Here is a 12,723-nt window from a genome sequence, read left to right on the forward strand (position 1 = left end):
CGAATTTCTGAACTATGGAACAAGCCTGTCAATCCGGCGGCTATCCAGATCTGAAGGAACGAGAAATGGCTAAGCTTACAGGAAAAGTCGCTGTCGTAACGGGCGCCTCCAAAGGCATTGGCGCTGCGATTGCCAAGGCGTTCGCAGCAGAGGGTGCAAAAGTGGTGGTCAACTACGCATCGAGCAAGGCGGGAGCCGACGCCGTGGTTGAGGCGATCAGCGCGGCCGGTGGCAAAGCCATCGCGGTGCAGGGCGATGTTTCGAAGGCCGGTGAGGCACGGGGGCTGGTCGATGCTGCGGTCAGGGAGTTCGGCAAGCTCGACGTGCTGGTCAACAACTCAGGTGTCTATGAATTCGCGCCGATCGGTGAGGTGACCGAGGAGCAATATCGCCGCATCTTCGACGTGAATGTTCTCGGTGTTCTCCTGACCACCCAGGCAGCGGTCAAGCATCTCGGCGAGGGCAGCAGCATCATCAACATCTCCTCGGTGGTCACCAGCCTGGCGCCGCCAGACTCCGCCGTCTATACCGGCACGAAGGGAGCCGTCGAGGGCATCAACAGCGTGCTTGCCAAGGAACTCGGCCCGCGCAAGATCCGCGTCAACGCCATCCTGCCGGGGATTGTCGAAACCGAGGGCACGCACTCGGCCGGCTTCATCGGCTCGGATTTCGAACAGACCCTGGTCGCCCAGACACCACTCGGCCGCATCGGCCAGCCGGACGATATCGCCGGCGTCGCCGTCTTCCTCGCTTCCGACGATGCCCGCTGGCTGACCGGCGAACGATTGGCCGCCAGCGGCGGTTTCCGCTAAAGCGCGTCGCGATCTTTCAGACTCGCTTGGCCCACGCTTTTGGGTCTTGGTTTTGCGCATGTCGCGCAAAACCGCTGCGCACTTTTGCGCGACATGCTTTAGTAGGGCGACACGCACGCCCGTCGCGGACCGTAATAGGGCTGGAACGTGTTGTCGTAGGCCCTGTAAGACCGGTAGCGCGAATAGCACCAGCTCGTATGTCCGTCGCCGCCACTATAGACCTGGCGGTAATAGCGCGGCGCGTAGTAGCGCGGACGGTAGATGGTCGAGCCGTAGTAGCGCGGCGGACCGTAATAGGGCGATCCGTAATAGCCCCGGTCGTAGTAGCCTTGATCGTAGTAGCCCCGACCGTAATAGCTTCGGCCATAATACGGCTGCGCCAGCATTCCGCCGATGATTGCGCCGGTCGCGAGCCCGCCGAGACCCCAAGCCCAATTGTCGTTGTGGTATCCACCCCCGCGGTAGCCTCGATAGCCGCCTCGGTATCCACCGCGGTAGCCGCCGCGGTAATGTCTGTACTGGACCGGCTGCGCCTCTGCGGCTTCGATTTTCGGCATTGCAACGGTGGGAAACGCCATGGCCGGCGGGACGCTCGTCAGCGCCGTCACCAGCGACAGGATAACAATTGCTAACCTTTTCATTGGCTCATCTTTCCTTCGTAAGCGCTGCGCGACGCATGCGGCGCGCAAGGACGTTTCAGCCTCCTAAATGCACTGGTTAATTTTACCCTAAAATCGACTTTGAATCGAGGAATTATGCAGGCAAGCCTTTCTTCGACGGCGGCGTCGCGTCGAAAGCACGCGCCCACCCTCCGTCATCTGATATGAGCAGTGCGCGCTCCATGAAACATGTGCTGCAGGGCTCATCCATGACGCCGGCAAAGCGCGGTCGTCACCTGCCGATATAGGCGGCCAGCTCGTCCGCCGTGCCATTCGGGAAGGCCTGTTATTTTCGGCCATTAACCTGATGGAGCCGATATCGATGACCTCAGGAGGCAATATGCAACGTGGCCCAAATATCTGCCGCCCGGAACAGGGGAAAGATACTGAGGCTTTCAAAAACATCCGACCAAGCGGACCATGAAGGTTGCGGCGCTGACCGGCGGTCATGCGCCCCCCAATCCAGTCATTGGCGTTTGCGCTAATGGAATCGAAAGCTCCCGAATAATGGAGGGAACAAAGGATAACAGGTCCGGATCAAGTTGTCTGACTGATCGCGTCTGCGGCTCGTAAGAGAGAGCCGCCCGCGATGACCCGCATGTCTCTTGCGCTACTGGGCAAGATAACCGCCGTCGATGTTCAACTCGACGCCGGTCACGTAGCTTGCCTCCTCGGAAGCTAAATACAGGCAGCCATAGGCGATCTCGATCGACCTGCCACCGCGCTTCATCGGTGTTGCCGCGATGACAGCTTCATTGAGCTCTGGCGCCTGTGCATCCGTCAGCGGCGTGTGTACGAAGCCCGGATGCACGGAGTTGACCCGGATTCCGTCGGATACGTACGTCATCGCCGCGTTTTTCGACATGTTGCGGACTGCGCCTTTGGCGGCATGGTAGGAATGCGCACCCGCAACCGCTGCACTGCCCCAGATCGAGGAGATGTTGACGATCGAACCCGCTTGCTGCTTGCGCATGACGCGAATTGCTTCCCGCATGCCGAGGAAGACACCAGTCTGGTCGACGGCGATCATCTTCAGCCAGTCCTTCATCTCCAGCTTGTCGAGCGGCTCGTAGGCGATGATGCCGGCATTGTTTACAAGCACGTCAAGTCGGCCATGTTTCCTGACGATCGCGGCAACGACCGTTGCCCATTGCTCTTCGCTGGTCACATCAAGCGTCATTGCCTCGACGGCGTCGGGATATGGTTTTTCGGACGGCTTGATGTCGCCGGCGATAACGATGGCACCCTCGCTATTGAACAGCTCCGCGACTGCGAAACCGATACCACCTGCGGCTCCTGTGACCAATGCAACCTTGCCCTCGAGTCTCATCTTGCAGCTCCTTCCTGGCTTGATGGTGTCGTGTGCAAAAGCGGCGCCTGCGGCGCGGCGTGTTCTTCCCCGAGCAATCCCGCGATGGCCCTCGTTCGCCGACGTCCAGTCTTGGGAAGTGTGCTAGTCGCCAGCCGGCGCGAGGATCTGCATTCGCATCACCTTCACTCCGCCATCGGCGAGTTCGGGCAGCTTGGCAAACCACTCCTTCACATACGGCATGGCGTTATGAGCCTCAAAGTCGGCTTCGTTGGCGAATATCTCGTAGAAGATGAAGTGTCCGGGGGCCTCACGGTCCTCCTGAAGAAAATAGACGAGGTTTGCGGGATCGCTGCGGACAAGGTCAATGAGAGGAAGCGTGACGGCCCGTAGTTCGGCCTCCTTGCCCGGTTTGGCACGGACCTCGGCAACAACCGAATAGGCTCCACTTGCAATTTTGGCATAGCCCTGGCCCGGGCCTTCCTGTGCGAGCGCGTCCGTTCGGAGAACGGGTCCCACGAGCAGGCCCCCGAGCAGAATAGCCGAAGCTTGCAGCCGCAGCGTTGTGATCATGTCGTTTCTCCTTATCTTGCCAAGCGCGGTAAGATGGCCCGCTGGCCAAATCCGGGTGCCGGCCTGCAAAGTGATGCTGATGCCTCTTGCGCCTACTTCGCGCTCGCAAGTTGCAGATGCGCCGCCAATGCATCGGCAAACCGCTTTTTCACGGGTCCAAGCGCCTTCACGAACTCCAGTTGTTCCCCCTCCGGGCCCTTGCAATAGATCAGTTCCCAGCCGTCTGATGGCGCAACGGTCACCTTGTTGGTGTTGGCGCTCTGGGGGGCCGCCTTTCGTTCGTCTTCTGTCGAAACACGTATGATGCGATTTGCCCGCACCTGCGTCATGCCACGTCGCGCGGACTCCGCCTCGAGATCGGCGATAAACTGATTGAAGTCGACATCATCCCGGACATAGAAGCAGATGTGCATCATTCGCGGAAAAGCCGGGCTCATGTGCTCCACAGGTTCCGCGAACGCCTTGGGGCCACCCATCGGTTGGTCCGCATCGCGATACTGCAAGAGCTCAATGACGACGTTGTCGAACTGGATGAAGCGCACATCGAGGCGTTGGGCGCCGTCCCTGAGGTCAGGCACGCCGATCGTCCGCGGATTGACGCCGAGCTGATTGGCCAGGATTTCCTGGTCGGCAAGCAGCGTGTTCTGTACGGCGTCGCCTTGAAAGTCACCATGGCGGAAGACTTCGGTCCCACCGAGTACGGCTGTGTAGAACTCGTAGGCGCGTTCCATGTTCTGCACGGTCAGGCCGAAATGCTGTACGCCTTGAAGCCGGGCACCCAGCGAACCTGGATCGCCGGTTGCGATTGGCGCTTGTGCGGACGCAGTTGCATCGCCTGCGAGGGCAGCGGCAATTCCGCCGATTGCAACGCCTCCGGCGGCGCGAAGGATGGCGCGGCGCTCCGGGTCGTCCGGTTGGGTAGCTGGCTTTTGATCGCGAGACATCGTTGCCTCCTGTGTTCGCGGGGTGACTGCGCAAATTCTAACGCGTCCGCGCTTGCGAGGCTGGTTAAGATCTGGGAAATTTGGTGAACCGAACAGCCATCCGGTCGGTAGGATAACGGCGACCTGGTATCTTCCTGCGCGCGGACCGCGGCCCCCGGACCGGCGCCAACAAAGGCTCATAAGGGATATGGACACAACGGCGGGGCGGACCAAACGGATTGCAATCGTGCTGGGTGCAGGCGCGGGAATGTATTTCAGCATCGGGATCGTGCTGATCTATGGCTTCAGCGTTTTCATCGTGCCGATCACCGAGGAAACTGGGTGGGATCGGACCGTTGTGGCCGCCGTCGTCGCACCGATAGCCGTCGTAAACGGTCTTATGTCGCCTGTAGTGGGGGCGTTGACGGATCGGTTCGGCCCGCGCCGGGTGCTTGCCGTATCGTCCATGTCGATGGCGATCGGCCTTATCGGGGTGGGCATTGCGTCGCAGAATTTGACCACATTCATCGTGGCCGTCGCCGTAGCAAGCCTTATGGGTGCCGCGCAGACCGGCGTGCCCTACACCTATGTGGTGGTCGGATGGTTCTCCGCGCGACGCGGTCTCGCACTGGGTGTCATGCTTTCCTTCGTGGGGCTTGGGATCGCAACGCTTCCTCCGTTCCTTGCATTGCTGATTTCCGAGTGGGGCTGGCGCTTTGCCTTCATGGCAGCCGGTCTGATATCGATGGCGGTCACGCTTCCCGTCGCGCTTTTCGCCATTCGTGATCCACCCGTGCTTCAGCGACCCGACCGCACAGGGGGCGAGGGCCACACTGTTCGCCGGGCGGTGGAGACGGCAAGCTTCTGGTTGATGCTGGGCGCATTCTTTCTCAACTACTTCGCCGCTGCAGCCGGGTCTATTTCGCTCCCTGTCGTGCTGGCGGATCGCGGAGCGGATCCGGCAATGGCGGCCTTGGTCATGAGCCTTGTGGGGTTGTCCTTCATTGTCATGCGTCTCGGCTTCGGGGCATTGCTCGATCGATTTCCCCCGGTCCCGTTGACCAGCCTGGCTTTTCTGTCACCCGTTATCGGTCATTTCATTCTGTTGAATTCCGAAGGTCTGATCCCGGTCTATGTCAGCGCCGTATTCTTCGGCCTCGCCACCGGAGCAGAGGGCGACGCGATCGGTTACCTGCTGTCGAAACGCTTCGGAATGCGAAGCTTCGGCAAGCTCTTCGGCATCAACTACATGGCTTTGACCATGGGCGCTGGACTTGGCCCGGCATCGCTGCACATCATGGCCGCCGAAGGTACGCGCTACGTCGAGGCCTTCTCAATCTTCGCGGGCATTGCCGTGATCGCTCCGATCCTTCTCATGTTGGATCGCCGTACGCGAGCGCTGACGCGCTAGCTAGGAGTTCGGATGTGTATGCCCATCGCGACGAGCCTGACGAGCAGCGCTTTTGCTCCCCTTGCCGGCATCCCCCAAGGTATCGAGGAGTGCGCGCGCCTTCACCAGATCGCGGGTGGTGAGCCCTTCGCCGAAGCGTCGATAAATCGGTGCCAGAAGCCCGCCAACCCTTTCGCTTTGTCCCGACTGAGCCCAATGCTCGGCGAGCGCCGTTGCGGCGCGCAACTCCCATGACAGTGCACCTTGGTGGCGCGCGAGGTCGAGCGACTGAAAATAAAGGGCTTCTGCGGTTTTTACCGACCGGTTGGCGCTTTCCTTGCCCAACAAAACCGCCTTTATGCGCAGCAGTTCCGGCATGCACCAGATTTCGCCGGTCGATGCCGAAAGCGCGACTGCCTCGCCGATCGCGGTCTGCCCCGCATCAACGTCCCCATGATCCCCCAGACCAGCAGCGTAAACGCCGATGTAGAAAGGGCAACGCATGCGGAAACCGACCACAAGAAGCTCATCGAGCGCGCCTCTCAACATCGCCAGTCCAGACGGATCACCGCTTTGCAGCAACCATTCTGCGCGCAGGCAGCGGCTCATGGCACTCCAAATCGACATCGCGTGCTCCGCGACATGGGCTTCGATACCAACAAGCAGGCGCTCCGCGGCAGCAAGGTCTCCCGTCCACAACGCAATGGGGCAGGTTGTGTGGACGATGGCATTGCAGAGCGCGAGGGCGTGCTGCGAGGCCCGTGCCTCTTCCAATTGACGCTGCGCCATGGCAACCGCCTTGTCAGGATGCCCCTGCAGCCACGTGACGTTCGCAAGGGTGCCCCTTGCCGCAGATCGTGGGTCCAACTGGAAACGCGCAATGTCGGAACGGGTCACGGGAGGGGCATATCGGGAGATCATGCGTTCGAGGTGACGCCGTGCCTCGGCAAGCTCTCCCAGGTAGCGCAGAGCGGTTCCAGTCTGCCTATCGACATTGTTGCGTGCATCCAGATCGCCGCGGTCGGTTGCCAGCCTTCTTATCCGATCCGCCATCCCCAAGGCCGATTGGTGATCGCCCGTCCAGGTGAAATAGTCACATAATCCCCACAGGCACCTGAGCATGTATTCGGTGTCGTTGAGCACTTCGGCGGAGCCGAGGGCTGTGGTCCAGGCGGTCTTGACTTCGGGTAGCGGGCCGCGGGTGTGAAGCAGCGCCGTGCCATAGGCAAGCTGCAGCTTCATCTCGTCGCTCGCACTGCGGAAATCGGCAAAACAACGACTGAGGGCGAGTTCTACCCCGGTGCGGCACTCCTCCAGGAGCGATAGATGTTCCCAAAACGGGAGAGCAGCAACCGTGAGCGCTACGCCGGTGGCAACGCTGCGGTTCCCGGAGAACGCCCAGCCCAAAGCACCGCGGATATCGTCCATCTTTCGCCCGTACTCGGCGAGCCATTGGGCCGTCGGCCGGATTTTCCATTCCGCCTCGGCGCGTTTGGCGAGTTCGAGGAGATGTTCGGCGTGGCGCTGGCGTAGGCTGTTGCTTTCGCCGCTCTCGGCAAGTTTCTGCAGCGCATATTTGCGGGTTGTATCGAGCAATCTGTAATGCGTCCCGAGCTCTCCTCTCTCCGTCGATATAAGCGACTTCGCAACGAGGTTCGCGACACCGTGAATGCATCCGGAGCGGGCATGACCCTTGTCGACTGCAACGGCGCAGGCCGATTCGAGACTGAAGGCGCCAGCAAAGACCGAGAGGCGTCGCAGCAGGACGCGCTCAGGCTCGCCGAGCAGGCCATAGCTCCAGTCCAGCGTTGCAGCCAAGGTGTGGTGGCGAGGGTCGCCACACCGCCTATCGCTCAACACATGAGATTGATCGGCGAGAAGGTCGAGGAGCTCGCGTGTACTGAACGCATCCAGCCGCGGCGCGGCGAGTTCGATCGCGAGTGCCAGCCCATCGAGCCTGCGGCAGATCTCAGCAGCGACTGGCGCGTTCCCGTCGTTAAGCTTGAACTCGCCGCGACTTCCGGCCGCGCGCTCGACGAAGAGCTCCACCGCTGGGAACGCCAAAGCCTGGGCTGCGGAAAGTTCGGACACTTCGGGTGGTGTTTCGAGAGGCGGCAGGCGATAGACCTGTTCTCCGACAACCCGTATGGGTTCACGGCTCGTGGCGAGAATCCGTACCCTCGCGGCGGCGGCCAGGAGCGTTTCTGCGCAGGAGGCCACCGCTTCGATGACGTGCTCACAATTGTCGAGCACAAGCATGAATTCCCGGTCGGTTGCGAAGGCGGCGACCGCAGCTTTGATATTCGCCGAGTGGACCCTCAATCCCATCGCCGTGGCGATCGCCGTCGGTACGAGAGTCGCATCGTTCACGGTCGCCAGATCAACGAACCAGATGCCATCGTGATACGCAGCAGTAAGTTGATCAGCTATTGCGAGAGCCAACCTCGTCTTGCCGACGCCACCCGGGCCAACGATCGTCAAGAGGCGCGATACCTCAACTGCGCACCGGATTGCATCAACAGCATCGCCTCTTCCCACCAAACGGGTTGTTGAAACAGGCAGATTGTTCGTGCGGGCACCTTGAGACGTCGCCGTGACGGAGGTGTCACTCTGGCCCGAAATACGCACGGGAAAGACGAACCGATAACCCCGGCCGCTCACCGTCGCTATGTATTGCATGTCGCCCGGAGCATCGCCAAGCGCGCGACGAAGAGCTGCAACGTTTACCTTGAGATTGCTTTCCTCGACGAAGGTATCCGGCCAGACGCGCGACACAAGCTCAGCCTTGCCCACCAGTTCGCCGGGACGTTCGATCAGCGCCGCCAAAATTTCCAGTGCGCGGCTACCGACACGAACGGCCGTCTGATCCCGCGTCAGCGACTGCCGTTCTGGTACAAGTACGTACGGGCCAAAGAAGTAGGAAAGCACGGTCGAAGCTCCGGACGCAAACGTACAAACCCCTTGAATACGTGAACGATCGCTTAATGAAACCGCTCACAGCCCCAGGACAATAACCAATATCACATGTGAAATACATCGCAGATCGATCGACAGGAGCAGCCGACCTGCAGGCCCGAAGATTATGGTCCCACCTCCAATCAACGGCAGTTCCGCGTCCTCGTTGCAGTCCTGGAGATGTTTGGCTCTTTCTGGAAAGCCCGAGCTGTTGGGAGCTTAGGGAAGGCGCGCTGCACCTTGCAGCATTCGCACCGGTGTGCCTGGCCGCCATTAACGGAGGCGCGCCTGGATAGCGGGACGCTAGCGAGCCATCTGCGCGCGTAGGCGGGGCGCGATCCAGTCGAGGAAGCAACGCACCTTCAGCGGCAGGGGATCGGCTGGTCCATGGACAACGTTCACCGGAAGCGGTTCCGGTGCGAACTCCGTCAGCAATTCCTGCAGCGCGCCGGAGCGCAATTGATCGGAGATCTGGTAAGAAAGCACGCGGATAATGCCGATACCGGCCAGTGCTGCCTGAATGGCAGCCTCCGTCGTGTTGACCGCGAGTTTGTAGCGCGGCTCGACGGCAAAGGCCGCGCCATCCCGGCGGTAGCGCCATTCCGGCGCGGTTGCGAAGCCCTGGAAGCTTATGCCGTCATGCTGGGCGAGGTCATCCGGCTGACGCGGCACTCCTCGGCGGGCGAGATAGTCGGGGCTCGCGCAGATCACCCGGCGGACGGTGCCCACGCGCGTTGCGATAAGCGCGCTGTCCGCCAGATGCCCGATCCGCAGGGCCACATCGACGTGCTCATCCGCCAGACTTAGCTGCCGATCGACCAGGCTCAGGCGCAGGTTGATATCGGGTTGCTCCTTCAGGAATTCCAGCGCAATTGGCAGCAGATGGCGCTCGCCGAAGGCAATCGGTGCGGTCACGTGCAGCCCGCCACGCAGCGCGCTGTAATCGCCGTTGGCTTGCCGCTCCGCCGCGTCCAGTTCCTCTAGAATGCGACGTGACGCGGCGACGAAGGCGCGCCCCTCCTCCGTCACGGCGAGGCCGCGGCGGGTGCGCAGGACCAAGCGCACGCCAAGGTGCTTTTCGAGATCGGTGACCTTGCGGCTGACCGTGGCGAGCGGTGCATGCAGTCGCCGCGCCCCGGCCGAGAGGCTGCCTGCCTCGACCACCGCCAGCAGCACCGACATTGCTTCGAACCGATCCATCGAAACCTTCCGGAATTTGAGAGGTAAGTTCTCTAAATGATAGGATACCCTATCAATTGTGGATATCATAGCTTTCATGTCGTCCAGGGGACGCCGGCCGGCTGGCTCCCGTATTGCCAAAGATCCGGAGGAACGCATGCCTCAACTTTCACGTCGCGCCTTTGCCAGCGCGCTTCCTTTGGGCCTCATCGGGGGGAGCCTCCTCGGGGGAGACCTGATCGGTGGCGCTCTCGCACCCGCCCTTGCCGCGACGCAGGATACCGCTCAGACGCCGGTCAGCGTTACGCCGCTGGCGCAGATCCGCATTGGCCGCTTCACGGTGACAGCCCTGACCGACGGGTATGCCGATATGCCCTACGACTATTTCCCGGGACGCGCCGCGGCCGAGGTCGAACAGGCGGCAATCGCGCAGTTCACCGCCCGGCCGAGCGGCGTGCGGTTCCTCTTCAACCAGTATCTCGTCGAGGATGGTGAGCGCCGCATCCTGATCGATGCCGGTCCAGCGGGCTCGATCGGGCAGACCGGCGAACTGCCGCAGGCGCTCAGCGCGCTCGGCCTGCAGCGCGACCAGATCGACGCGGTGATCGTGACGCATATGCACCAGGACCACATGGGCGGTCTGATCGTCGGGGGCAAGAACAACTACCCCAAGGCGGAACTCTACATCGATCGTCGTGACGTCACCCATTGGACCGACCCGGCCAAGCGTAGCGGCGCGCCCGATTATCTGCAGACCAGCTTCCACATGGCCGAGGAGGTCGTGCGCCTCTACCCGAAACTCCAGGCGATTGATGGAGAGCGTGAAATAGTGCGGGGCGTCTCCATTGTCGATCTTACCGGCCATACACCCGGCCATATCGGCGTGCGGGTCGAAGATGGCGGGCAGAGCCTGATCATGGTTTCTGATATGATCTTTCCCGTCGTGCATCCTGGGGCGACCGATGTGTTCTTCCTGTTCGAGCAGGACCCTGCAGCGGCCAAAGCGATGCGCGACCGCTTTTTTCCTCGCGCCGCTTCGGAGGGCGCGCTCATCGCCGCCACGCACATGCCCTTCCCGGGGCTCGGCCGTGTCGTCGCCGACCGCGGGCAGGTGCGCTGGCAGGTAGCGGACTGGGCCCTGCAGAACTGAGGTCCGCTACGGCGGGCCCCGCTCCGGCAGTCGCGAGGGTAGAAACGGCATGAGCACCAGATATCTCGGTATCGCCACGACGGCCTCCGTCGCGGCCGCGCAGGAACACTATGGCAGCGCGGCGCAGTGGGAGAGGATAGGCGCGCGCGGCCACGCAGACGATACCGGGCAGAGCCAGCGCCTGGGTCCGTCGGAAACGGCCTTCATCAGGGCGCGCGATGGTTTCTATCTCGGCAGTGTCTCGGACACCGGATAGCCCTATGTCCAGTACCGTGGCGGGCCCGCGGGCATTCTCACCACCGTCGATGTATCGACGCTGGGCTTCGCGGATTTTCGCGGTAACCGGCAATAGATCACTACGGGCAATGACCGCGTCTCATTGTTCCTGATGGACTATGCGCACCGGCGGCGTCTGAAGATCTTTGGTCACATGTGCATCATCGATGCGACAGACGATCCGGTGCTGGCGAAGAAGCTGACCGTGCCTGACTACGCCGCTCGCGTGGAACGTCTCGTCCTCATCGCGGTGGAGGCATTCGACTGGAACTGCCCGCAGCATATCACGCCGCGCTTCGCGCAGGCTGAGCTCGAGCGTTGGCGAACTCAACCAAAATAATCATTGGGGATGGAATTGACATCATAAACAGCATCAAGACGAAAGACGGCGCCCAGAGCAGGCCCATCGGCTTCGGCTCTGCCCCGCAATATCTCTCCGCAAGCAATAACGAAACACGCTGCTCTCCTCTGGATGTCGATATCGTCGGTTATGGGCCAGATTCTCTGCGTCCGAAAGCGGGTTCGGTCATCACCGGCCGATATAGGCGGCCAATTCGTCAGCCGTCCCATGGGGGAAGGCTTGTTTGAGAAAGTCCAGGAACGCCGAGACGCGCGCGCTGAGCAGCCGCCGGGAGGGGTAGAGCGTCCAGAGAGCGATCTCGGGGCCGTCGATATCGCCCCAATTGACCAATGTGCCGTCCGCCAGGTCACGGCTCACCAGCGAAATCGGAAGACGTCCTGCACCGACGCCGGCGCGCACCGCATCCCGGACCATGATGAGCGTCGCCAAGGTGAGCACAGGTTCGATCCTGATCGTCGACCGGCCGCCTGGTGTCTTCACCTGCCATGTTTGCGCTTCGCCTGCGCCGCGCGCGACGCCGGGAGCGGCACGTCCGCCGGTCGGGCGGGGGAGCTCGGGGCTTGCCACCACCACCAGCCGGTCGCGGAGAAACGCCCGTCCGACCAGGCTTTCGTCGGGATCCGGATTGACCCGGATGACCAGATCGTAGCCTTCCTCGATCATATCGACAGGCCGGTCCTCACTCGTCACCTCAAGCCTCACCTCCGGATATTGGAGGGCAAAGCCCGCAGCGATCCTGCCCATCGCGGTCTGGGAAAAATGCAACGGTGCGCTGATCCGCAATCTTCCCTTGGGCTTTTGACCGCCCGAGGCAATCGCCGCAGCCGTCTCGTCCAGTTCGGCGAGCAACGCCCCTGTCCGCTCGAACAGCGCCCGTCCTTCCTCGGTGAGCTTCAGGTTACGCGCACCCCGTTCAAACAGCCGCAGAGCGAGGCTGCTTTCCAGCTCGGCAACACGCCGCGACAGGGTTGCCTTCGGCCGGCCGGTGGCCCTTGCCGCTTTGCCGAAGCCACCATGGCGGGCAACCAGATTGAAATCGGCAAGCGCAAGAAGATCCATAAGTGTTCCACCAGCGAGACGGTGCGTCTAAAATTTCTGTCTATCAGACTACCAGTGAACCACACATATTCGACGTG

General features: G+C 61.6%; 12 protein-coding genes. 5 read left to right on the forward strand and 7 right to left on the reverse strand.

From position 1 onward, the window contains the following. Positions 1-65: 65 nt before the first annotated feature. Complete coding sequence (locus tag RLCC275e_RS03965) at positions 66-812, forward strand: glucose 1-dehydrogenase (protein ID WP_033182956.1); 747 nt, start codon at positions 66-68, stop codon at positions 810-812. Positions 813-910: 98 nt separating this feature from the next. Here the strand turns inward: RLCC275e_RS03965 and RLCC275e_RS03970 are convergent, their stop codons facing one another. From RLCC275e_RS03970 to RLCC275e_RS03985, 4 genes are all read right to left on the reverse strand, one after another. Then, on the reverse strand, positions 911-1,453 hold the full coding sequence (locus tag RLCC275e_RS03970; RefSeq protein WP_033182815.1) for a BA14K family protein: 543 nt from the start codon (positions 1,451-1,453) through the stop codon (positions 911-913). A 628-nt stretch (positions 1,454-2,081) separates the two neighbouring features. Beyond that, positions 2,082-2,801, reverse strand: coding sequence for an SDR family NAD(P)-dependent oxidoreductase (locus RLCC275e_RS03975; protein WP_033182816.1), 720 nt, complete (start codon positions 2,799-2,801; stop codon positions 2,082-2,084). Between the two features lie 123 nt (positions 2,802-2,924). Further along, positions 2,925-3,353, reverse strand: a complete 429-nt coding sequence (locus RLCC275e_RS03980; protein WP_033182817.1) for a putative quinol monooxygenase — start codon at positions 3,351-3,353, stop codon at positions 2,925-2,927. Positions 3,354-3,445: 92 nt separating this feature from the next. Next, a complete protein-coding gene (locus RLCC275e_RS03985) occupies positions 3,446-4,297 on the reverse strand; it encodes a VOC family protein (RefSeq protein WP_033182818.1) in 852 nt (283 codons plus the stop codon). Positions 4,298-4,544: 247 nt separating this feature from the next. Between RLCC275e_RS03985 and RLCC275e_RS03990 the strand changes: the two genes are divergently transcribed. Continuing rightward, positions 4,545-5,687, forward strand: coding sequence for an MFS transporter (locus tag RLCC275e_RS03990; RefSeq protein WP_033182819.1), 1,143 nt, complete (start codon positions 4,545-4,547; stop codon positions 5,685-5,687). Here RLCC275e_RS03990 and RLCC275e_RS03995 read toward each other — a convergent pair whose 3' ends face one another. Then, the gene (locus RLCC275e_RS03995; protein ID WP_033182820.1) at positions 5,688-8,594 is read right to left on the reverse strand and encodes an ATP-binding protein; all 2,907 of its coding nucleotides are present in this window, start codon (positions 8,592-8,594) and stop codon (positions 5,688-5,690) included. It abuts the gene before it with no gap. A 330-nt stretch (positions 8,595-8,924) separates the two neighbouring features. Beyond that, positions 8,925-9,821 (reverse strand): LysR family transcriptional regulator, encoded by an 897-nt coding sequence (locus RLCC275e_RS04000; RefSeq protein WP_245484961.1) that lies wholly within the window; start codon positions 9,819-9,821, stop codon positions 8,925-8,927. 136 nt (positions 9,822-9,957) lie between these two features. Between RLCC275e_RS04000 and RLCC275e_RS04005 the strand changes: the two genes are divergently transcribed. The 3 genes from RLCC275e_RS04005 to RLCC275e_RS34175 all read left to right on the forward strand — a co-directional run bounded on the left by RLCC275e_RS04005 (position 9,958) and on the right by RLCC275e_RS34175 (position 11,566). Continuing rightward, positions 9,958-10,950, forward strand: coding sequence for an MBL fold metallo-hydrolase (locus tag RLCC275e_RS04005; RefSeq protein ID WP_033182822.1), 993 nt, complete (start codon positions 9,958-9,960; stop codon positions 10,948-10,950). Between the two features lie 49 nt (positions 10,951-10,999). After that, positions 11,000-11,206, forward strand: a complete 207-nt coding sequence (locus tag RLCC275e_RS34170; protein WP_245484963.1) for a hypothetical protein — start codon at positions 11,000-11,002, stop codon at positions 11,204-11,206. 123 nt (positions 11,207-11,329) lie between these two features. Further along, positions 11,330-11,566 (forward strand): hypothetical protein, encoded by a 237-nt coding sequence (locus tag RLCC275e_RS34175; RefSeq protein WP_245484965.1) that lies wholly within the window; start codon positions 11,330-11,332, stop codon positions 11,564-11,566. Positions 11,567-11,755: 189 nt separating this feature from the next. Here the strand turns inward: RLCC275e_RS34175 and RLCC275e_RS04015 are convergent, their stop codons facing one another. Further along, on the reverse strand, positions 11,756-12,646 hold the full coding sequence (locus RLCC275e_RS04015; RefSeq protein WP_033182823.1) for a LysR family transcriptional regulator: 891 nt from the start codon (positions 12,644-12,646) through the stop codon (positions 11,756-11,758). Positions 12,647-12,723: the final 77 nt, after the last annotated feature.

The organism is Rhizobium brockwellii (assembly GCF_000769405.2).
In the GTDB taxonomy this organism is placed as follows: Bacteria; Pseudomonadota; Alphaproteobacteria; order Rhizobiales; family Rhizobiaceae; genus Rhizobium; species Rhizobium brockwellii.

What these genes read in the sequence shown, in the direction of transcription:
- RLCC275e_RS04005 (WP_033182822.1), top strand. Translation starts at nt 9,958, where the DNA reads ATGCCTCAACTTTCACGTCGCGCCTTTGCCAGCGCGCTTCCTTTGGGC.
- RLCC275e_RS03970 (WP_033182815.1), bottom strand. Translation starts at nt 1,453, where the DNA reads ATGAAAAGGTTAGCAATTGTTATCCTGTCGCTGGTGACGGCGCTGACG.
- RLCC275e_RS03980 (WP_033182817.1), bottom strand. Translation starts at nt 3,353, where the DNA reads ATGATCACAACGCTGCGGCTGCAAGCTTCGGCTATTCTGCTCGGGGGC.
- RLCC275e_RS03965 (WP_033182956.1), top strand. Translation starts at nt 66, where the DNA reads ATGGCTAAGCTTACAGGAAAAGTCGCTGTCGTAACGGGCGCCTCCAAA.
- RLCC275e_RS04015 (WP_033182823.1), bottom strand. Translation starts at nt 12,646, where the DNA reads ATGGATCTTCTTGCGCTTGCCGATTTCAATCTGGTTGCCCGCCATGGT.
- RLCC275e_RS34170 (WP_245484963.1), top strand. Translation starts at nt 11,000, where the DNA reads ATGAGCACCAGATATCTCGGTATCGCCACGACGGCCTCCGTCGCGGCC.
- RLCC275e_RS03975 (WP_033182816.1), bottom strand. Translation starts at nt 2,801, where the DNA reads ATGAGACTCGAGGGCAAGGTTGCATTGGTCACAGGAGCCGCAGGTGGT.
- RLCC275e_RS04000 (WP_245484961.1), bottom strand. Translation starts at nt 9,821, where the DNA reads ATGGATCGGTTCGAAGCAATGTCGGTGCTGCTGGCGGTGGTCGAGGCA.
- RLCC275e_RS03990 (WP_033182819.1), top strand. Translation starts at nt 4,545, where the DNA reads ATGTATTTCAGCATCGGGATCGTGCTGATCTATGGCTTCAGCGTTTTC.
- RLCC275e_RS03985 (WP_033182818.1), bottom strand. Translation starts at nt 4,297, where the DNA reads ATGTCTCGCGATCAAAAGCCAGCTACCCAACCGGACGACCCGGAGCGC.